We start from the raw sequence: 20,150 nt of genomic DNA on the forward strand, positions 1-20,150 counted from the left end.
TTTATATCGATATATGATAGCTGTAGCCGGGGTAGAACGTAAGCACCCGTGGGGCAAAGACCTCGTCAGCTAAACCGTTCGCCCCCTACTTGTAGAAACATGTTTGAGGCTGGTTGGGACTACGATCTCGCATAACAAGCGAAGCTATGATACTGCAAGAGGAATTAGGGGTAACCGGTAATTTAATTATTTGGAGGAGATCTGGAATGAATCCAGTCGTTGGTCTGGATATATCAAAAGGGGAAAGTGAAGTTCAAGGATTTTTAGATAAAGGAAAACCTTATCGTAAAAGCTTTAGCATCAAGCATGATCTCGGAGGTTTAGGATCATTACTTAAGTTTCTTAAGGAGATAAAAGATGTAACTGGTAAACAACCTCCGGTTGTATTAGAGGCTACGGGGCATTATCATGCGCCAGTTGTTCAGTATTTGGAGGATCGAAATTATTTATTAATAATCATCAATCCATTGATTTCCCATAGAGCCAAAAGTTCAAGTTTACGAAAAGTGAAAACAGATGCAGTTGATGCTTATCGGCTCTGCGAGCTTTACTATAAAGAGGAATTAGAGCCCTATAAAAAGCGTGGAATACGACTATTAAATCTGCGTAATCTTACTAGGCAACATGCAAATATAACCGAGATATATGTACAAACCAAATTACAATTTCAAGCTGTATTAGATCAAGTATTTCCTGAATATAAGGGAGTTTTTGGTGAGTTATACTCTGTAGTATCTTTACTTACCCTGCAAAAATATCCTACATCCCAAGATATCTTGGCTGCTAGTGAAGATGAGTTGGCTGATGGTATAAAACAGTTATATAAACATGGATCAAAAAAATGGGTACAAGAAAAGACACAAAAACTTAAGAATGCCGCAGCTCGAAATCCATTTCAAGAAACTTTATACAAAAGTCATTTAATAAGCATGAGTATGTATATTAATATGCTTCTTCAATATAAAGAGTATCTATCAAAGTTAGAAACAGAGATAGATACTCTCGCTAAGGAAATTGAAGAATATAAGATTATCCAATCTATCCCTGGTATTGGTGAAAAAATCGCGGCAACGATTATTTCCGAGATTGGTGAGATAGACCGGTTTAATCATCCAAAAAAGCTGGTCGCATTCGCTGGAGTTGATCCAGAAGTATTTGAATCTGGTAAATTTAAAGCCACATTAATACGAATTACAAAGCGTGGTTCAAGCAGACTACGGCATGCCTTGTATTTGGCTGTCCGTGCTGGAATACGTGACGCTCGTAAAAAGAAAACAAGTGATGAGATCATCCCTAGAAATAAGAGATTAAGAGAATTTTACGATAAGAAACGCAGTGAAGGTAAATTGTATAAAGTAGCAGTTATTGCTTGTGTTAATAAGCTTTTACATTGGATATTTGCCATATTAAAAAACAAGACCACTTTCCAAGATATCGCTTAAGAACTATATCTAACTAAAAACAGAAAAACCTTCCAGTAACCGTTTGACGGAAGGTTATTTGGCATGCGCATTTTTAGTATAACATGGGTAATTAAAGATTTTCAGTGAAAAATGTTGACAAACTATTAGCTGGTTTAGTTTAAGTGAATAACTTCACAATATCTTTATTAAATAGCACAAAAAGACCACCTTGCCCTCTGCTCCGTGGTCTATTTTTTAAATTTTAATCAGTTGAGTTAGCAATCTTAACTAATATTTCAGGTGTAACTTTGTTTGTTACCTTTTTGTCAATTCCGAGCATATATTGCCAGTTATCTTTTTCAAAAACAAGAAAATTCATAATTGGAGTATTATCCGTATAAATGGCTTTTTGCCCATTTTGAAGTGTATATACTTTTTGATTAACCTTGTCTTTGAAAACCACTTTATTTTTTAAGGGGCGAATATCAATTTTATAATTATTTTCTGATGATTTTTCATTCACAAAACGAATTGACAGGAAATCATTCGTGTCATATTCCTTATCTTCATAAAATCTTCCGAATTCATGGGTGAAAGAAATAGAAGGTTTGATTTTGGGAAATTTCATATCTTGTTTAAAGTGATTTTCAAATTCCTTTACTGCATCTTTAACAGGTTTATACCCAACATCAGTGAACTTTTCCTCAAAAGAAGGAGGTGTATCCTTTGGACTTGCAAAAGCAATCTCATTTATTGGTACAAAACAAGCAATACAGAGTATTAAACAAATAAAGTTAATTCTTTTACTCAATGTTCCATGCACCCTCTTTATCCATTTAATAAGTATTCTTCTCCATTTATGAAAGATTATTTATCGTGACTTATGTAACTAACCTGCCCCTTTAGTGCAATAAGAAACGTATTCCTAACTCTACAATAATTGCTAAAACTGAAGTAATGAATATGTCCATTACTACATATTTTTTTGCTCTATTTTTATAATTGGAGTCCATAAAGTATCTTATTATGTAAAGGACGATAAAGATGGAAAGTATTTGAAAAAAATTCATTCAAATCACCCCTTTTTATCATTCTTTGTTTCGGCATTTCCCATTAAATTCCCTTCTTTTTGTTAAACTAACCTGCCCCTTTAGTGAAAGAAGAGAAGCTGCCTATTGGCAGCTTCTGCAATTCTTGAATCCGATTTATTTCATCGACCTTGCAATTTCTAACAATTTTTCTTTCGCTAATCTTGAACTACTCATTTCTACATAAGTACCATCTTGGACCCAGTTGAGTAAACCACCATTAATGGTATCTCCTTTAATATCAGACTTTCCTCTATCTGCCCATTCCTGAAAATAGCCTTTGCTTCCATTAATCTCGATTTGTTGAGCATTAGGAAAATCGTCGTTGGATAATGGAAATCCCCTTGTCTCATGAATAGCGACCATCAGCTTGGTATCCTTGTTGTTCATATAATGTAGCATTATCCAAGAAGAGGTTTTAGTATCTAATGTCCAATCATTAGGTATTTTTTTTGGAGTTAAAAGGGTAAAGTCAACATCTTTCTTTATTTCTGAAATGGTTTTGCTGTTGTGGTTGTACTTTATCCCTTTAGCCATACTTAACATTGGACTACTAACTAAAAGGATTATAAAGAGAAATAGACGAAAAAGAAGTGCCATCTTTTAATACCCCAATCCAGACTGATTTTTTGGAAATAGTATCCCCGATTTGACACTTCTTATTTAACTGAACTGCCCCTTTAGCACAATAAGAAAAAGCTGCCACAACGACAGCCCTGTTCTTCTACTCTTGCACCCGTTAGCTTAAGTATATTTCTTCACAATCTTTGGATTATTATCGACTATTTCTTTTTTTAAAAGACAAATAAATGATACCAATCAACAAAATTACTCCAATTAAATACGGTAATACATTTTGCCAATTATATATGCTATTGCCTTTTTTACCGGTAGCACCATACTTTCCCTTATAATTAACTTTTATAAATAACCCTTCGTTTTTCTTAACTGCGATTGCATCTTTTGTATTAACACCTTTGATTTCATAGTATTCAGTACCCTTGGGAAATTCATTAGAAAAATTTCCACTATATGTGCCACCTTCCCAATCTGAATAATCAGTTACCTCACCTATTTTCTTACCGATTTTATTGGGTTCGATATGAGTTTCTGAAATAACATAAGCGTTGCCTTCGTAGAGAACAAAAGCATATGCCCAATCTGCAAAGGACTTACTAACAAGCAAAGTACACCCGATAAAAAAAACGAAAAACAGGATTATTATCTTTCTCACCTACATCCCCCTTATAAAATTAGACAGATTCAAAATTAATTATCGTTGTATTGTTAATCTATTATTTGACTTTTTAAACTATATCCCTTTCACAACAAAAGTTTCACTACTTTTTAAATTCTTTTCTCAAACATTTTAATGTTCAGAAAGCCTTGTTCCACTAACCTGCTAGTTCAATAAAAAAAGCTGCATCAATGGCAGCTCAACAAAAAAAGGGGTCGCAACGATCCCCATTGTTCAAGTATAGCACCCGTTACTTTAAGTGAAGTATCTCACAAAAAGATTGTTTTTAGGATTTCTGAATAAAATACGGTCCGAGTCCTAAGTCAGTTTCGTGAGTTATGATAAAGGTCCATTTATTATCCCAATCCATGATATAAATGTCACTATAATCTAAATAGTTTTCTTTATATGGCAAATCTTTAACTGTAAGAGTTTTGGCATTTTGAACTAAGTAAGCTTCATCTGTGAATTGATAAAAAATTGTACATTTATTCTTTGTTTGATTTTCAAATGCTTTTATAGCTTTTTCTTTTTCAAGGCATTTTACCTTTTCTCCACTACATAGATACCACAAAAAATGGTCCAAGCCAATCGATTTTTGTTCCTCTTTTGATAGATGACTTGCAAAACTTTCACGCCACTTTTGCCGTAAATATTGTCCCCACTTTGGTATTTCCACTATCTTTAATTCTTTATTTTTCATCCCAATTAACCTTTCTCTACAATATATACTAAAGTTAAGCACCCGTTCGTATTATAAGGTCAGCCAGAAAATTTTTCTGGTTGACCATTTTTTATATCGATATATGATAGCTGTAGCCGGGGTAGAACGTAAGCACCCGTGGGGCAAAGACCTCGTCAGCTAAACCGTTCGCCCCCTACTTGTAGAAACATGTTTGAGGCTGGTTGGGACTACGATCTCGCATAACAAGCGAAGCTATGATACTGCAAGAGGAATTAGGGGTAACCGGTAATTTAATTATTTGGAGGAGATCTGGAATGAATCCAGTCGTTGGTCTGGATATATCAAAAGGGGAAAGTGAAGTTCAAGGATTTTTAGATAAAGGAAAACCTTATCGTAAAAGCTTTAGCATCAAGCATGATCTCGGAGGTTTAGGATCATTACTTAAGTTTCTTAAGGAGATAAAAGATGTAACTGGTAAACAACCTCCGGTTGTATTAGAGGCTACGGGGCATTATCATGCGCCAGTTGTTCAGTATTTGGAGGATCGAAATTATTTATTAATAATCATCAATCCATTGATTTCCCATAGAGCCAAAAGTTCAAGTTTACGAAAAGTGAAAACAGATGCAGTTGATGCTTATCGGCTCTGCGAGCTTTACTATAAAGAGGAATTAGAGCCCTATAAAAAGCGTGGAATACGACTATTAAATCTGCGTAATCTTACTAGGCAACATGCAAATATAACCGAGATATATGTACAAACCAAATTACAATTTCAAGCTGTATTAGATCAAGTATTTCCTGAATATAAGGGAGTTTTTGGTGAGTTATACTCTGTAGTATCTTTACTTACCCTGCAAAAATATCCTACATCCCAAGATATCTTGGCTGCTAGTGAAGATGAGTTGGCTGATGGTATAAAACAGTTATATAAACATGGATCAAAAAAATGGGTACAAGAAAAGACACAAAAACTTAAGAATGCCGCAGCTCGAAATCCATTTCAAGAAACTTTATACAAAAGTCATTTAATAAGCATGAGTATGTATATTAATATGCTTCTTCAATATAAAGAGTATCTATCAAAGTTAGAAACAGAGATAGATACTCTCGCTAAGGAAATTGAAGAATATAAGATTATCCAATCTATCCCTGGTATTGGTGAAAAAATCGCGGCAACGATTATTTCCGAGATTGGTGAGATAGACCGGTTTAATCATCCAAAAAAGCTGGTCGCATTCGCTGGAGTTGATCCAGAAGTATTTGAATCTGGTAAATTTAAAGCCACATTAATACGAATTACAAAGCGTGGTTCAAGCAGACTACGGCATGCCTTGTATTTGGCTGTCCGTGCTGGAATACGTGACGCTCGTAAAAAGAAAACAAGTGATGAGATCATCCCTAGAAATAAGAGATTAAGAGAATTTTACGATAAGAAACGCAGTGAAGGTAAATTGTATAAAGTAGCAGTTATTGCTTGTGTTAATAAGCTTTTACATTGGATATTTGCCATATTAAAAAACAAGACCACTTTCCAAGATATCGCTTAAGAACTATATCTAACTAAAAACAGAAAAACCTTCCAGTAACCGTTTGACGGAAGGTTATTTGGCATGCGCATTTTTAGTATAACATGGGTAATTAAAGATTTTCAGTGAAAAATGTTGACAAACTATTAGCTGGTTTAGCTTAATAAGACGATGAATAACTCTTTGTATTTCATTGGATATTTTCCCCATTTGTATTTTGAAACTTATAATAAATTAAGACAACTATCATCATTCCAAATCCAAATAAAATACCTCCTGCTACTAAAAAGTTATTTATATAGCTTTTAAGAATAATTTGGTAAATACCTGTATCTGCCCCACCACGCCCCGTTAACCAAGAGTCTGCAAATGATGTTCCAAAATTAACACTTGAAAAAATCATTACAAGTCCACCTATTACTAATATAAAACCCACAACAATTAAACTGATTAACTTTTCTTTTGACATTATGCTCCTCCCCCTCTTTAAATAAATTCACCATAATAATCCAGTGAAAAGATACTGTAATTCTTATTTCGCTAACCTGCCCTCTTTAGTTGAATAAGAAAAAGACTGTCGCAGCGATCCCCGTATTAACTCTTGCGTCCGATAATTTAACAAACAATGGGAGTTGGTAACTAAAATTCATTTATTTCATTAAAAAAAAGCAAACCGCTGCAATTAATAAATTAGGTAATCCTATTAACAATATAGAATTAGTTTGTAAAAATCTTTGTTTTCTATCTTCTTTTGATTCAGATTGTAGATTTCTTCCCAATCTATCCCCATCCAAGAATGCTCCAGATAACAAAGCTCCTAATATCAATGAGATAATTCCGACAGCCCTGTTCTTTAACTCTTGCACCCGTTTGTTTAAGTACATTTCTTCACAAACTTTATTTAGCTTAATTCATTGACCTTGCTATTTCTAACATTTGTTCTTTCGATAATCTAAAACTATTCATCTCAACAGAAGTACCATTTTGTACCCAATTCAGTAAGCCACCAGTAATGATGTCTCCATTTTTATCAACTTCACCACTGTCGTCCCATTCCTGAAAATAACCTTTGTTTCCGTTGATATCAACTTGCAGTCTATAAGGAAAATCGTCATTGGATAATTGATAACCTCTTCTCAAATGAATAGCGACCATCAACTTTGTATCCTTACTGTCCATGTAATGTAGCATTAGCCAAGGGGATGTTTTGGTATCCAATGTCCAATCATCGGGAATCTTTTTTGGGGTTAAAACAGTAAAGTCAACTTCTTTCTTTATTTCGGATATAGTTTTACAGTTGTGATTATACTTAATTCCTTCAGCTTTACTTATTAATGGGTAACTATATAACAGGATTTGAAAAACGAACAAACGAATTAAAAATACCAATTTGCTACCTCCATTTTAATTCAAATTTCAGGAAGTAGTTTCTCCAAACCAGAGACTAATTATTGTACCAACCTGCTACCGTTTGTTCATCTCTCGCACCCGTTAGCTGAATAACATTATTTTTTGAAGTCATCCATATTCCAATTCCAATTAGCATTGATAGTGTTTAGAAACTCTGCGATTTTTTCTTTTGATAAATCCTTTTCTCCTGTCAACTTGTTACCGTAATATTCCAATATCCAAGTATCACCGTAAGGTTTTTTTGGTGCTTTCCATCGCACGCCGAACCTATATTCATTTTCATCTATTTTTACTTCAACCGAGAGAATATCACCATGTAGAATAAAACTTCTCATTTCCACTCGCTTACACACCTCCACGATTAAACTTTATCGTAAATTTCACTATTCCCTTATTTAACAATCCTGCTCGTTAGCAGAACAAGAAAAAGAGCTTCCGTAGCAACCCCATTCTTTAACTCAAGCTACCCGTTACTTGAATAAGTATGTAAAAAAATTAAGCACCAGTAGTAGTCAAGTAATACAGTCCTATAAGGATAACCATTATTACCAATATACCAATAAAAACACGTTTCATTACATTTCCCCTTTTAAAATTATATTGTCGATTTACCTACTTAAAGCTGTAAATTCTCCACTGTAATCGCATAATCCTTCTTCAAGTAACCTGCCATTTAGTGCAAAAAGAAAAGCTGCCAAATTGACAGCTTGATCTTCAACTCTAGCACCCGATAGTTTAAGTACATCTCTTCACAAAGTTAAACTTCAAACCTTTTCAATTCCCATTCCAGAAACAACAAAATGAGGACTATTATCTTTTCGATTAAAGAACCTCCAGTATTCGCCTTGATCATCATCTTCCGAACTATCTGGAAATGCTTCTAGTTTGTAACCCTCTGATAAAATGACCTTTAATCCACCAATATCATCAGATTCAATGTTCTTTACCAGGTATTGTCCTTTGTCCTTTATAAAAGTTTTAATTCGTTCATCAAATCTATTCTTACCTTGCATATCCCAATCGAAGTCTTCAATGTCTCCATCCCATTGCGAGCTTGGAGAATAGAAATCCCGTGAAGCTACAACAATTTTATTATTTAAGGTAATTCTCCAAGAACATTGAATATGAAGTGCGTATTCTGCTGATACTTGGGTTTTTCCTCTTCTAGTGATTGGAATCATATCCCCAAACCCCAGCCAAAATAGGTTAGATGCTCTTCCTGCATCCTGTAATTTTAGTCCCATTAATTTACCTAATTCAGCAATAATGAATTCTTTCATACACGTCTCCCTGCTTGGATGTTATTTAAGGAAAGCACTCTTTACTTTAAGTGCATCTATTCACGTTCTAAAATAATATTTTTCTTCATTTTCTTCGTAATCCCTAAATAAATAACAATGCTAATAATCATTAGACAATATGTAACATTTTGTGCAATACCTACAAAGTCACCCCAGCTTCTTATACCATTCACAACCAACTGCAATAATAACCCGACAAGTAATATAAGTAAGACATAAGGTGTTTTCTTTATTAAAAGTCCAGTAATTCCACCAAAGATCCCGCCGATAGCTGACGCTCCGTACCAACTCACAAAAACGGTTGTTTGATATTTAAATGATAATGGGACTTCCGTATCCGTATATAAATCCCCAATCACAAAGTAAAATGTAATAGTGCAAATTGTAAAAATGGCTCCAAATATTGCAGCCTCCCTAATGTTCCTCGCGAAAATATATCCAACTAGCATTGCTAAAATAAACCACATTGGTAAGGAATTAATCATTACTGCTAAATACGAAATTACTAGTTCTAAAACTGTTGAACCATCTCTTAAATATGGCAAATTATCTGAAAGAACCGAAAAAAATGCAACAATTAAACCAACGATAAGTGTAAAGGTAATAAATTTATTAAAATGCCTTTTAGATTCTTTTTTCTCCTTCAAAAAAGGACCTCCCTATTAATATATGTGGAAATTACTATTTTTTTCATATACTAGACGAAATATTTAGATGTGTGGTTTCATTTCTTATTGAACTATATGCCCCGTTAGCACAATAGAGTAGGAGGGGAAATTTAATCCCCGACCTCTCACACCACCGTACGTACGGTTCCGTATACGGCGGTTCAATCTTTTAAGTATCGTAACTCATAAAGTTGGGATATATCTTTTAATCCCCATTTTGTGAGTTTTTCTTTTGTTATCGCTTGATGCAGAATCTCACTTTTAGATATCCGCCAGTATCCCTTACGGGAGTTTGCTAATTTCATGGCATCATCATGATTAATTCCATATTTACGAAGCATCCTGTACTTTGTACTTAGCTTTTTCCATCTCTTCCAGATGAGTTGTCTGAGTCGGTGATTTAACCATTTTTGAGTTTTTACAATGAATTTCTTCATTCGGGATATCCCGTAGTAGTTAATCCACCCTATGGTTACTTGGTTTATTTTCGTTACGATTTCTTTGAACTCACCCGGGCATTTTCGACCGGTTATTTTCCTTAGTTTATTTTTAAATCGTTGTTTTGCCGACTCACTTGGTCGGCAACCGACTTTCCCATGAGGTTATGTATATTGAACCCAAGGAATGTAGCCGAAGTTGCACCACACACTGTACTTTTCTTTTGGTTTATAACTTGTCCGAGGTCTTTCTCGATGTAGCTTGCAACGCTGTCCATTACCCTTTCGCCTGCACGTTTACTTTTGACATAGATGACGAAGTCATCCGCATATCTAATAAAACGGTGCCCTCTCTTTTCTAGTTCTCTATCCAGATTGTTCAAATAGACATTTGCTAGAATCGGGGATAACGGACCACCTTGCGGTGCTCCCTCTGTGGTTTCGATATAAATATCTTTGTCAAGAATGCCTGAACGAAGAAATTTCCAAATCAGTTTAAGGACAATTTTATCCGAAATGAACTCCTCTAAATAAGCTCTAACTCTTTGGTGATGAATTGTGTCAAAATAACTTTTCAAGTCACAGTCCACCACTACTCTGTATCCTTCTTGATAATACCGTTCGGCAAGTTTGATTGCCTGGTGGGCATTCTTGCCTTTACGAAAACCAAAGCTATTCTCAGAGAAGTATGGATCTATGATTGGTTCAATTACTTGGAGAATGGCTTGTTGTACCACTCTATCCAATACACATGGTATTCCTAGATATCTTTTGGAACCGTCCGGTTTTGGAATCGCAACCCTTTTGACAGGTTGGGGCTGGTAAGTTCCCTCCATAAGTTTCTGTTTAAGAGGTTGTAAGTATTTTTCCATATGTGATTTCAATTGATATACGGTAATCCCATCAACCCCGGGGGCTCCTTTGTTACTTTTCACTTTTTCATAAGCGTTCCAAAGATTCTCGTTTGCGATAACTTTATTGATTAAATTGATACCATCTTGTTCTTTCATACCCATGTTGGCATCCCTACGCACTCCTATGTAACCTTCGGTTTCCAACCTATTTCTTCATAGGTAGCCATCTTTTGGTCTATACCGCGATGTTTTCTGCGATTAGGCGGGGTGCCTACACCTCCTTGTTTTCCAAGATTTAAGATTGTTCAGTCCTTCATTTCCACTGGAAACTACTATGACCTCTGCTGACTTCTCACGATAAATCTTTTTTCAACCGAGCGAGTTCGCTCGTTCGTGAGACCTCCCCGGGTAAGAGCGATAACCTTCTTCTCATGTAACTGCTATATTTACTGTATGGGGTTCGGGCAGTATTGGACTTTATCTTGCTATGCAGATTCGTCCTCCCCAATTCAGCCTTGTATATAGTTTCTGTTCGTCAGTTCGAGAATTTGCCTCCAGCTTCCTTCAGATTCCACCTCACGGTGGACACCCTTGCTATTGGCTAACAGTTCCTACTGCCAAGCCTGTAGTGGACTTTCACCACCAAGTTATCGCCCATGCCGGGCGCACATAAGAAAATGGGATCGCCGCAGCCATCCCATTCTTTAACTCTTGCACCCGTTAGTTGAAGAAGATCTATTCAAATAAGGTGCTACCAATTGAGGGTAACACCTTTTCCTGTTACTTATGTTGGTAATCTAATACTTCTACCTTAAAACCGTGACTACATCCTATTTTAGGACTATCACAAGATGGAGATACTCTTACTTTAACTATGTCTTCCGCATATTTGAAAGGTATTTTGTTTGTATCAGGAACTTGAATTCTTAAGGACATATCATAAGAATGATTGTTATTATAAACAATATTAACAATTCCCCGATACTGCCAGCCAAAACCAGAAGCTTCTTTTCCTCCATATTCCTTTATTACTCTCTTATCAATAACAGGAAACATAATATCGAGAACTATATTTTCTGTTGTAACATACCAGTCTTCTGCATACGGTTTAATTTCCTTTGGCTCTGGGGGTTTAGCTTTAACCAAGTTATCTGTGGTAAATATTAATAAAATTGTGACGAAAACAATTATTTTCTTCAAGATGTTCACTTCCATAAATTTTTTTACAGTTATTTTTCACAGCGTCAATTAATATTATCCACAACAACCAATCCGCATCTCCAAACCAAACTGATTCGTTTGCTCCTATATGACATAAATAAACCATTTAATCTTCAACTACCTGATACGTTAGCAGAAATTGAAAAAAGATGCCGCCGCCGCAACACCTTGTTTAACTCTTGCACCCGTTAGTTGAATAAGATTTTTTGCACTTGTTGGTTAACTCCCTAAAATTTTAAAAAATTTAAGTTTCAAACTTTTCCAGAATTGCATTAAACCTATTTTCTATTTCCTCTTGGTTTAATCCTTTTGATTGTTTTTTTTAGAGATAAAGTTCCTCCCACAACAGATATTTTGTTTGCCGAAATTCTGCTACTTCCTTGGCATAATGAATCCAAATCCAAGTAATGATGAAAACAGAAACAACAGAGAAAACTATTAAAAGAAATGGATGCTGATGCTTCATCCCAAATAGCGTTAGAATAAGATTAAGGGGAGGTCCTAATAACGGAACGGTGAACCAAATTTTAGAATTTAAATTAGGCTTTAAAATATACATCAGGGCACTAATGGTTTTGATACATTTCTTTTTTGAAGAAGACATCCAATAAACTCCTTCTCTCTCAATCAAGGTGTATTCTAAATACTATCTACCCCTATTCTAATCGCTTTTCTTACGGGATTTAAATATACAAATGTTGTTATTTAAGGGAAAATGTTCTTTCACTAAACTGCCCCTTTAGTGCCACAAGAAAAAAGGATCGCCTCAGCCATCCCAATCTTAAACTCTTGTACCCGATAGTTGAATAAGGGGTGCCATTTTTATTTGGAATTTCAACTTAATTCCTTTTCAAAACTAAAGAATACCTTACCTTCGTAAGTTCTCTCATTAAATTTAATAAAACCTAGTGAGGTCCAAAAATTTAATGCTTTTTCATTTGTAGAATGAACTGCTATTTGAATACATTTTACTTTTTTATCTCTCATTAATTTTTCATATGTCATATATAGTTTTTTTGCATATCCTAAACCTTGATATTTTTTATGTATAACAAGTAAACTTAACCAAGGTTTTTGAAGACGAGGGCTAGACATTCCATAATCAAGAATACCTATATACTCATCCCCTTTTTTTACTAAGTATCTCTCAACAACTAATTCCTCAGCTTCCTTATGTTCTTTTAAAATATCATTTTGCTCAAGAAACTCTTTATCAAACGCAATTAAATTATACTCCACATTAGAATTCATAATTTCTTTTTCAATGTCTATTTTATTTAATTCATTTTTAATCAAGTTAAACATATTTTCTCCCACCCCTTTTATTAAATTATAACAAGCTTATTGAATTAAACAGTGCAATAAGAAAAGCTGCCTAAATGACAGCTTGAACTACAACTCTTGCACCCGATAGTTTAAGTACAATCCTTCACAATCTTGCTTAAACTTGCTGTGTCCAAATTTTATAAATGTTTTTACCATCTATGATTGTTTTCTCTCTATGGATACTAATCTTTAAATTATTGTAACTAGCCCATTTAGGTAAAAAGTATTCTAGATAGTTGATTACCTTTTCATCAGGAGTAGCATATCCAACATTAATCTGACTAATTAAATATGGACCGAAATCAGGGAGTAGGGCATCCACCCATTCTTCTGCTTGAATATCGGTATCAAAAATACGATTATCTTCCTCATAAGTACCATTAATCCACACGATTTTCTCCATAGAGTCACCCACTTTTTTGGAGTTAAAAGAAATAAATGCAACCACATCATAAATTAGCTTTAAAAACAACTCAATTTAATACATTATTCTCCGATGAAAAGATACATTCCTTCTTGAAGTAGCCTGCCAGTTAGCACAATAACAAAAAAGGATTGCCGCAGCAATCCTTCCTGAACTCAAGCACCCGTTAGTTAAAGAAGCATCTTCTTATTTGCTGCACATTTTAATCGTATTATTTATTACTATTTTGTTTGAATGAATCGGTTAAACAAACACCAAACTAATCTAAAAAAAGGATGTGACACAGTGAAAAAAATAGCAGTATTTCTTTTATTTTTTATTTTATCTACAATGGTAATGCCAAAGGACTCAGAAGCTAATGTATTGGAAAACTTGCCTCGGACACTAGAAACAAAACAATGGAAAGTAACTGTTGGAAAGCCAGACCATAGTGACCAAAAGCTCAACAAGTCTATAAGACCAGCGTTGTATAATGTATACAGCCTAGACATTAAAAATATTGGTAACGAAAATATTGAATTAGTAAGGGTTGAGGGATATAAAAATTTACCTAAGTCAGCGTCAACATTTTATGAACTGTTTACTGTCGAAAACGACGAAGACAAGCTTTTAGAACCATCGTTTCATCATTCCAATTTTCCTTTAGATATTAAGGCAACAGCTTTAATGGTGTCTGTAACTTGGAAACATAAAAATAGTGACCAACGAAAGTTTAAAGAACAGTTCATTTTTCAACTTTCAAAATAACATAGAGGGTATTTCCCTCTTTTTTTTGATTATGGCTCGTTCTCAAGTGAATAATATGGGTCAAATGCGACGTTAATCATAATTTCTTGTTCAACTAAACTGCCCCGTTAGCACAATAAGAAATAGCTGTCGCGACGACAGCCCTGTTCTTTAACTCTTGCACCCTTTAGTTTAAGAACAATATTTCACAATCTCCCCTTCACCATCCCTTTATAGTAGCCAAAACACAAGTCCTATTACTGTTAAAGAGAAAAGTAACGGGATTCCACAACCAACTCCTAAACAGCTTGAAAGCAAGTTATAAATAGACCAACGAGTTTTTTCTCCCTTGGTCGGTTTTTCTTTAAACACTTTAGGTGTATATGTCCTAGTCTTTTTCATCGTTAAAATCATTCCCTGTGTATTTATATACATAATAATTCTCTGCTTGTTTAATTAACCCTCTTCATCTAAACTGCAATTTTAGCAATAAGAAAAGCTGCCAATATGATAGCTTGACCTTTAACTCTTGCACCCGTTACTTTAAGTGTAATGTTTCACAATCTTACCTCGCTAGTGGAAGATTACTTTTCTGGATTTATTTTATGCGTGATGATGGTACCATCTTCATTAACTATTGCTATAAGACCTTCATCGCATTTCACCTCTGAATCTGTCAGATACTCTGACAAGTCTGGTGAGCGATAACCTTCCCTACTTGTAATATTCTTTCCTGCAATTAGATCTTCCATAGTAAGGATTCTTATTTGGGGGTCTTTTCGATCAAAGGCATCTTCACCTAAATGCATTTTAACTTTTTCCTGAATTTCTAATATTTCTGGAGACTTTCTTACAGGTTCGTCTGATGTTAAAAGCATAAAATAATTTTCAGCAAATTCTTCAACTTTACATGGAACAGTTTCAATAACTTCTCTACCAAACATTTCAACATAGGGTAGACCAAATAATGTCATCCAACCTATATCACCAAGACAGGTCTTATAAGTAAGCCCTGGACCAGGTGCACCACAAAGTTTTGAGATATGACAAGTAAATCCAAATACGCTATTTGACCAAAGAAATAACTTCTGTGCCAATTCTAAAAATTTTCTTGTTCCGTTTTTTTTGGTTATAAAATCTGTTTTTATCCAAAGTGAAATTTCAGTTTCATTTCTTGGACCCCAATTAATTGAACCTGTATATTTAGGATGATGTAAATCAATATTATAAAATGACATTTCTTCTCTTGATTTTATCCATAATTTTTTTGCATTTTCAACTGAGTAAAGAGTTTTATCCGAACCACAAATGCTTATTTTTTTAGGCAAATATGATTCATCAGTTTCTTTCAAAATTTGAAAAAATTCATCTACTACATTGACGTGCTTCGGTGTTTGAAAGCCATAACACATAAAATGAACTTCATCAGGCTTTTTCTTTACCATCCCTCTATCCATCCTTTTTACTTTTTGACTGCTCCATTATCGATTCGACAACAGGATAGTTTATCCTTATTGTACTATCCTGCCCCTTTAGCACAATAAGAAAAGCCGCCCATTTGACATCTTGACATTGACTCTTCCACCCGTTCGTAATATAAGGTTAGCCAGATTTTAATATAGCCCCACAACATCGCTATGACAAATACTGACCACAGGGATACGCATATATCTATCATTCCAATAACATATGATGTCGCCAATTGCTTCAATTGCGCTTATCTTCAAAATTCTTAATCCCTACAAACCGACAAATTCTGATACTCATTTTTCCAATCAAACGTTTGATTAAAACTACCACAAGCCTTTTAATAAAAGAACATTGTCAAGTTTCCGCGAAAAGTTATTGTCGAAGAAATCCGTATCGATTTCGCGATTTACCTCCCAAAATTTTTAAAAAATGACACAGGTCACAAATTTTCGCCAGTTTCGACAAATTGAGCTTCTACACAAACGTTTGATTAGAGACCGAGTAAGCCCTTAAAATAGATAGGTTTCTTAACGGAAAGATACCAAAAAGTTGTCGAAAACTAGGACAAAAATAACATTCATCCATCAATGTTTCCTATGTTAATCTATATAATCTTCGTACGTGAGAAAATTAGTTTTAGAATTTATGAAATGATTTAAAAAGGAGAATTTCTTTGGGGGACCTAATGAAACAATTGGAGAATAGAGAGATTAAGAAATGTGAGACATCTGTCCCAGGATGAACTTGCTCATTATGGCAAAAAAAGCCGAAAGCATATGAGCAATCTTGAAAATGATAAAGCCGTACCACCCTATGCTTAACCTATACACTAGATGAAAAAATTGGGATAAAGCCTCTTTACCATTCAATAAACTCGGTGAAATGGTCGGTCTGGTTCTGGAAGCTAAAAAACGTTTAAAAAAGGAAGAGGATTAAAACGATTTCACTAGTAGCTAACCTTTTATGATGATGCTCTATTAACAAGGGCTATATGATTGCAATCCTTAATGCATTTCGACAAATATTCTTATCAATCAAACGTTTGATTAATTCGGAAAAACCCTTTTGTAAATCTGGCTTTTTCAAGTCAGATGTATAAGAAGGTTGTCGAATGTTAGAGGTGCAGTACCTGATAAAACCCTGAATAACTGAATGGAAATTTCCAAATTGTATATGAAAATAAACCACCAATCCTTATTGATCTTCATTGGGGCGGCTCTTACTAGTCATAAAAAATATCCATTGCCGCCCTCTAACTGATAGTCTAATGGCCATTTCAAACCCTTGTAATTATTCTTTATGGAACATCAAGGGTTAACAATCCGTTATCGAAGTCAATGTGGTACTACCTGGTTTGCCCTAATAGATTGATACGGTCACCTGTTTTATATAACGTCAATATTGTTACTACATCTCGTAGATTGATAAATATTGAGATTGCTAATAATGATACCAATACGTTTAAATTCTTTTGTTTTGCACCTGATTGACCTTCTTATCAAGTTTGATTTGTACCGATAACCAAAACTTTATATAGCAGCCACCCATTGTTAAAACATTTAAAAAACACTGACTTCAGACATTTTAATTGTCTGCTTTTGAAGGTTGCTGATACGTTCATGCTACCCAACCATTTATAAATCATATTTACCGTTATTTATCTAAATATTTAACTTTCGTAGGTTTGAGATAATGATTGAAAATTTAAATGTAATCATTCAATGTCTCTTCACGATATCCATTCAATGTCATTTGTCAGTGAATGATTTCTAATGCTTTCTCAGTATCCATTCCTTTTGATTTCCGCTTTAATGGAAACGTCAAAAATACCTGTCTTTTTGGGCTAATAAAAAACCTCCAAACATTGTATTTGGAAGTTGACTTGTTGAACGACTTTATCAGGAATTTCAATCAGATTAGATTACCTTTAGCTATCCCCTAATGTAGTTAAACCTTTGACACTATTTAGTTGCTTAAAGTTGTTGTTACGTGCCTTAGAGGATTCGAACCTCAGAACGTACGCTCTATCCAGCTGAACCATTGGCCCATTATAAGAATGGCGGAGAAGGAGGGATTTGAACCCTCGCGCCGGTTACCCGACCTACACCCTTATCAGGCGTGCGCTCTAACCAGCTGAGCTATAGGCCCATAATAAAATGTTCTTTAACTCTATCAAGATGGAGCGGGTGATGGGAATCGAACCCACAACAACAGCTTGGAAGGCTGTGGTTTTACCACTAAACTACACCCGCAAATAATATTTTTTTAACCTAGTACCGGTGGTCGGGGTCGAACCGACACTCCAGAAGGAACACGATTTTGAGTCGTGCGCGTCTGCCAATTCCGCCACACCGGCATATAAAGCTGGGCTAGCTGGATTCGAACCAACGAATGACGGAGTCAAAGTCCGTTGCCTTACCGCTTGGCTATAACCCAATGTTACAAATAGTATGGGGCGGCTGATGGGAATCGAACCCACGAATGTCGGAACCACAATCCGATGCGTTAACCACTTCGCCACAACCGCCATAATAATATGGCAGGGGTAGTAGGAATTGAACCCACACCAAAGGTTTTGGAGACCTTCGTTCTACCTTTAAACTATACCCCTCCATATAAAAAGATGGCTCAGGACGGAATCGAACCGCCGACACAAGGATTTTCAGTCCTTTGCTCTACCGACTGAGCTACTGAGCCACACAAAATCTATATCAACAGTAGTAATACTACTGGGATAAAAGTACGGTCCGGACGGGACTCGAACCCGCGACCTCCTGCGTGACAGGCAGGCATTCTAACCAACTGAACTACCGGACCATATATTGCGGAGGCAGGATTTGAACCTGCGACCTTCGGGTTATGAGCCCGACGAGCTACCAGACTGCTCCACCCCGCGATAATAATAAAATTTTATGGAGGAGGAAGAGGGATTCGAACCCCCGCGCGGTTTGACCCGCCTGTCGGTTTTCAAGACCGATCCCTTCAGCCAGACTTGGGTATTCCTCCATATAAATGGACCCTGTAGGACTCGAACCTACGACCGGACGGTTATGAGCCGTCTGCTCTAACCAGCTGAGCTAAGGGTCCATTAGTAATTTTAATAGCGGCGGAGGGGATCGAACCCCCGACCTTACGGGTATGAACCGTACGCTCTAGCCAGCTGAGCTACACCGCCATTTATAATAAAAAATGAATGGAGCCTAGCGGGATCGAACCGCTGACCTCCTGCGTGCAAAGCAGGCGCTCTCCCAGCTGAGCTAAGGCCCCATGTTATTAATATCATTTTGACTGGTCGGGAAGACAGGATTCGAACCTGCGACCCCTTGGTCCCAAACCAAGTGCTCTACCAAGCTGAGCTACTTCCCGTAAAAAACAATGGCGCGCCCGAAAGGAGTCGAACCCATAACCTTCTGATCCGTAGTCAGACGCTCTATCCAATTGAGCTACGGGCGCATTTTTGAGAGTTATTTTGCTTGCGCAAAAAACTTGGTGCCGAGGACGGGAATCGAACCGGTACGGTAGTCACCTACCGCAGGATTTTAAGTCCTGTGCGTCTGCCAGTTCCGCCACCCCGGCAAATTGGAGCGGAAGACGGGATTCGAACCCGCGACCCCCACCTTGGCAAGGTGGTGTTCTACCACTGAACTACTTCCGCATAAGAATGGTGCGGGTGAAGGGAGTCGAACCCCCACGCCTTGCGGCGCCAGATCCTAAGTCTGGTGCGTCTGCCAATTCCGCCACACCCGCAGTATTGAAAGTTATTCTTCTACCGCAAAAAACTATGGTGAGCCATGAAGGACTCGAACCTTCGACCCTCTGATTAAAAGTCAGATGCTCTACCGACTGAGCTAATGGCTCAAAAAAACAAAAAAATAAATGGTGCCGGCTAGAGGACTTGAACCCCCAACCTACTGATTACAAGTCAGTTGCTCTACCAATTGAGCTAAACCGGCACAATTTAAATAATTTATGATGGAGGATGACGGGATCGAACCGCCGACCCTCTGCTTGTAAGGCAGATGCTCTCCCAGCTGAGCTAATCCTCCATTATAATGACAGCTATTTTCACTGTCGCGAAAAAACTTTGGTGACCCGTACGGGATTCGAACCCGTGTTACCGCCGTGAAAGGGCGGTGTCTTAACCGCTTGACCAACGGGCCAATTTAAATTTCAGCAAAATAAATACCCCTAAAGGGGCTTAGCCTGGCAACGTCCTACTCTCACAGGGGGACAGCCCCCAACTACCATCGGCGCTGAGAAGCTTAACTTCCGTGTTCGGTATGGGAACGGGTGTGACCTTCTCGCCATTATTGCCAGACTATTTATTTGAGGTATCATTCCCTCAAAACTAGATAAAGCAGAAGAAGTTTG

The 20,150-nt window shown here is 36.3% G+C and carries 20 protein-coding genes, 21 tRNA genes and 1 rRNA gene; 3 read left to right on the forward strand and 39 right to left on the reverse strand.

The features are described from left to right. Window positions 1–206: 206 nt before the first annotated feature. Complete coding sequence (locus tag RCG21_RS31830) at window positions 207–1,442, forward strand: IS110 family RNA-guided transposase (protein ID WP_308914354.1); 1,236 nt, start codon at window positions 207–209, stop codon at window positions 1,440–1,442. Window positions 1,443–1,665: 223 nt separating this feature from the next. Here the strand turns inward: RCG21_RS31830 and RCG21_RS31835 are convergent, their stop codons facing one another. From RCG21_RS31835 to RCG21_RS31850, 4 genes are all read right to left on the reverse strand, one after another. After that, entirely contained in the window at window positions 1,666–2,214 is a 549-nt protein-coding gene (locus RCG21_RS31835) for a carbon monoxide dehydrogenase (protein ID WP_308914450.1), read from the reverse strand. A gap of 394 nt (window positions 2,215–2,608) precedes the next feature. Continuing rightward, a complete protein-coding gene (locus RCG21_RS31840) occupies window positions 2,609–3,091 on the reverse strand; it encodes a DUF4367 domain-containing protein (protein WP_308914451.1) in 483 nt (160 codons plus the stop codon). 175 nt (window positions 3,092–3,266) lie between these two features. Then, complete coding sequence (locus RCG21_RS31845; RefSeq protein WP_308914452.1) at window positions 3,267–3,725, reverse strand: hypothetical protein; 459 nt, start codon at window positions 3,723–3,725, stop codon at window positions 3,267–3,269. 289 nt (window positions 3,726–4,014) lie between these two features. Continuing rightward, window positions 4,015–4,431, reverse strand: coding sequence for a DUF4275 family protein (locus RCG21_RS31850; protein ID WP_308914453.1), 417 nt, complete (start codon window positions 4,429–4,431; stop codon window positions 4,015–4,017). A gap of 296 nt (window positions 4,432–4,727) precedes the next feature. On the opposite strand from RCG21_RS31850, the gene RCG21_RS31855 reads away from it, so the two are divergent. Then, complete coding sequence (locus RCG21_RS31855; RefSeq protein ID WP_308914354.1) at window positions 4,728–5,963, forward strand: IS110 family RNA-guided transposase; 1,236 nt, start codon at window positions 4,728–4,730, stop codon at window positions 5,961–5,963. Between the two features lie 169 nt (window positions 5,964–6,132). Here RCG21_RS31855 and RCG21_RS31860 read toward each other — a convergent pair whose 3' ends face one another. The 12 genes from RCG21_RS31860 to RCG21_RS31910 all read right to left on the reverse strand — a co-directional run bounded on the left by RCG21_RS31860 (window position 6,133) and on the right by RCG21_RS31910 (window position 13,562). Next, complete coding sequence (locus RCG21_RS31860) at window positions 6,133–6,411, reverse strand: hypothetical protein (protein ID WP_308914454.1); 279 nt, start codon at window positions 6,409–6,411, stop codon at window positions 6,133–6,135. 181 nt (window positions 6,412–6,592) lie between these two features. Beyond that, entirely contained in the window at window positions 6,593–6,826 is a 234-nt protein-coding gene (locus RCG21_RS33695) for a DUF5316 domain-containing protein (RefSeq protein WP_372512785.1), read from the reverse strand. A 22-nt stretch (window positions 6,827–6,848) separates the two neighbouring features. Beyond that, window positions 6,849–7,331 (reverse strand): DUF4367 domain-containing protein, encoded by a 483-nt coding sequence (locus tag RCG21_RS31865; RefSeq protein ID WP_308914455.1) that lies wholly within the window; start codon window positions 7,329–7,331, stop codon window positions 6,849–6,851. Window positions 7,332–7,447: 116 nt separating this feature from the next. Continuing rightward, the gene (locus RCG21_RS31870; RefSeq protein WP_308914704.1) at window positions 7,448–7,687 is read right to left on the reverse strand and encodes a hypothetical protein; all 240 of its coding nucleotides are present in this window, start codon (window positions 7,685–7,687) and stop codon (window positions 7,448–7,450) included. 429 nt (window positions 7,688–8,116) lie between these two features. Beyond that, on the reverse strand, window positions 8,117–8,632 hold the full coding sequence (locus RCG21_RS31875; RefSeq protein ID WP_308914456.1) for a hypothetical protein: 516 nt from the start codon (window positions 8,630–8,632) through the stop codon (window positions 8,117–8,119). A 56-nt stretch (window positions 8,633–8,688) separates the two neighbouring features. After that, entirely contained in the window at window positions 8,689–9,300 is a 612-nt protein-coding gene (locus RCG21_RS31880) for a hypothetical protein (protein ID WP_308914457.1), read from the reverse strand. A gap of 182 nt (window positions 9,301–9,482) precedes the next feature. After that, window positions 9,483–9,854 carry a group II intron maturase-specific domain-containing protein gene (locus tag RCG21_RS31885; RefSeq protein ID WP_308914705.1) on the reverse strand — a complete coding sequence of 124 codons (372 nt, stop codon included), beginning with the start codon at window positions 9,852–9,854 and terminating at the stop codon, window positions 9,483–9,485. Between the two features lie 5 nt (window positions 9,855–9,859). After that, window positions 9,860–10,774 (reverse strand): group II intron reverse transcriptase/maturase, encoded by a 915-nt coding sequence (gene ltrA, locus RCG21_RS31890; protein ID WP_308914458.1) that lies wholly within the window; start codon window positions 10,772–10,774, stop codon window positions 9,860–9,862. Between the two features lie 618 nt (window positions 10,775–11,392). Then, entirely contained in the window at window positions 11,393–11,821 is a 429-nt protein-coding gene (locus tag RCG21_RS31895) for a hypothetical protein (RefSeq protein WP_308914706.1), read from the reverse strand. A gap of 334 nt (window positions 11,822–12,155) precedes the next feature. After that, window positions 12,156–12,437, reverse strand: a complete 282-nt coding sequence (locus tag RCG21_RS31900; RefSeq protein WP_308914459.1) for a hypothetical protein — start codon at window positions 12,435–12,437, stop codon at window positions 12,156–12,158. 230 nt (window positions 12,438–12,667) lie between these two features. Next, entirely contained in the window at window positions 12,668–13,138 is a 471-nt protein-coding gene (locus tag RCG21_RS31905; protein WP_308914460.1) for a GNAT family N-acetyltransferase, read from the reverse strand. 136 nt (window positions 13,139–13,274) lie between these two features. After that, window positions 13,275–13,562, reverse strand: coding sequence for a hypothetical protein (locus RCG21_RS31910; protein ID WP_308914461.1), 288 nt, complete (start codon window positions 13,560–13,562; stop codon window positions 13,275–13,277). A 306-nt stretch (window positions 13,563–13,868) separates the two neighbouring features. On the opposite strand from RCG21_RS31910, the gene RCG21_RS31915 reads away from it, so the two are divergent. Further along, window positions 13,869–14,330 carry a YozF family protein gene (locus tag RCG21_RS31915; protein ID WP_308914462.1) on the forward strand — a complete coding sequence of 154 codons (462 nt, stop codon included), beginning with the start codon at window positions 13,869–13,871 and terminating at the stop codon, window positions 14,328–14,330. Window positions 14,331–14,893: 563 nt separating this feature from the next. Here RCG21_RS31915 and RCG21_RS31920 read toward each other — a convergent pair. The 23 genes from RCG21_RS31920 to rrf form a co-directional block, all read right to left on the reverse strand. Further along, window positions 14,894–15,754, reverse strand: coding sequence for a hypothetical protein (locus tag RCG21_RS31920; protein ID WP_308914463.1), 861 nt, complete (start codon window positions 15,752–15,754; stop codon window positions 14,894–14,896). A 2,203-nt stretch (window positions 15,755–17,957) separates the two neighbouring features. Continuing rightward, window positions 17,958–18,031, reverse strand: a tRNA-Gly gene (locus RCG21_RS31925). Between the two features lie 22 nt (window positions 18,032–18,053). Further along, window positions 18,054–18,135 (reverse strand) — tRNA-Leu (locus RCG21_RS31930). Window positions 18,136–18,143: 8 nt separating this feature from the next. After that, window positions 18,144–18,215: transfer RNA gene (locus tag RCG21_RS31935), tRNA-Gln, on the reverse strand. 15 nt (window positions 18,216–18,230) lie between these two features. Next, a tRNA-His gene (locus RCG21_RS31940) sits at window positions 18,231–18,306 on the reverse strand. 10 nt (window positions 18,307–18,316) lie between these two features. Continuing rightward, a tRNA-Trp gene (locus RCG21_RS31945) sits at window positions 18,317–18,390 on the reverse strand. 13 nt (window positions 18,391–18,403) lie between these two features. Then, a tRNA-Phe gene (locus RCG21_RS31950) sits at window positions 18,404–18,476 on the reverse strand. Window positions 18,477–18,522: 46 nt separating this feature from the next. Then, a tRNA-Asp gene (locus RCG21_RS31955) sits at window positions 18,523–18,596 on the reverse strand. Between the two features lie 5 nt (window positions 18,597–18,601). After that, window positions 18,602–18,675, reverse strand: a tRNA-Met gene (locus RCG21_RS31960). 17 nt (window positions 18,676–18,692) lie between these two features. Then, a tRNA-Ser gene (locus RCG21_RS31965) sits at window positions 18,693–18,785 on the reverse strand. Window positions 18,786–18,792: 7 nt separating this feature from the next. Continuing rightward, window positions 18,793–18,866: transfer RNA gene (locus RCG21_RS31970), tRNA-Ile, on the reverse strand. 14 nt (window positions 18,867–18,880) lie between these two features. Continuing rightward, window positions 18,881–18,954, reverse strand: a tRNA-Met gene (locus tag RCG21_RS31975). Window positions 18,955–18,973: 19 nt separating this feature from the next. Beyond that, window positions 18,974–19,046 (reverse strand) — tRNA-Ala (locus RCG21_RS31980). Between the two features lie 22 nt (window positions 19,047–19,068). Next, window positions 19,069–19,145 (reverse strand) — tRNA-Pro (locus RCG21_RS31985). A 10-nt stretch (window positions 19,146–19,155) separates the two neighbouring features. Beyond that, window positions 19,156–19,232: transfer RNA gene (locus tag RCG21_RS31990), tRNA-Arg, on the reverse strand. A 34-nt stretch (window positions 19,233–19,266) separates the two neighbouring features. Continuing rightward, a tRNA-Leu gene (locus RCG21_RS31995) sits at window positions 19,267–19,355 on the reverse strand. Between the two features lie 4 nt (window positions 19,356–19,359). Continuing rightward, a tRNA-Gly gene (locus RCG21_RS32000) sits at window positions 19,360–19,434 on the reverse strand. Window positions 19,435–19,441: 7 nt separating this feature from the next. After that, window positions 19,442–19,526, reverse strand: a tRNA-Leu gene (locus RCG21_RS32005). Window positions 19,527–19,561: 35 nt separating this feature from the next. Next, window positions 19,562–19,637 (reverse strand) — tRNA-Lys (locus RCG21_RS32010). Window positions 19,638–19,656: 19 nt separating this feature from the next. Then, window positions 19,657–19,732, reverse strand: a tRNA-Thr gene (locus RCG21_RS32015). A gap of 20 nt (window positions 19,733–19,752) precedes the next feature. Further along, window positions 19,753–19,825, reverse strand: a tRNA-Val gene (locus tag RCG21_RS32020). A gap of 39 nt (window positions 19,826–19,864) precedes the next feature. After that, window positions 19,865–19,939: transfer RNA gene (locus RCG21_RS32025), tRNA-Glu, on the reverse strand. 41 nt (window positions 19,940–19,980) lie between these two features. Further along, window positions 19,981–20,097: ribosomal RNA gene (gene rrf, locus RCG21_RS32030) — 5S ribosomal RNA — on the reverse strand. Window positions 20,098–20,150 lie beyond the last annotated feature (53 nt).

Source organism: Bacillus salipaludis (genome assembly GCF_030938565.1).
GTDB classification, from domain to species: domain Bacteria; phylum Bacillota; class Bacilli; order Bacillales; family Cytobacillaceae; genus Neobacillus; species Neobacillus salipaludis_A.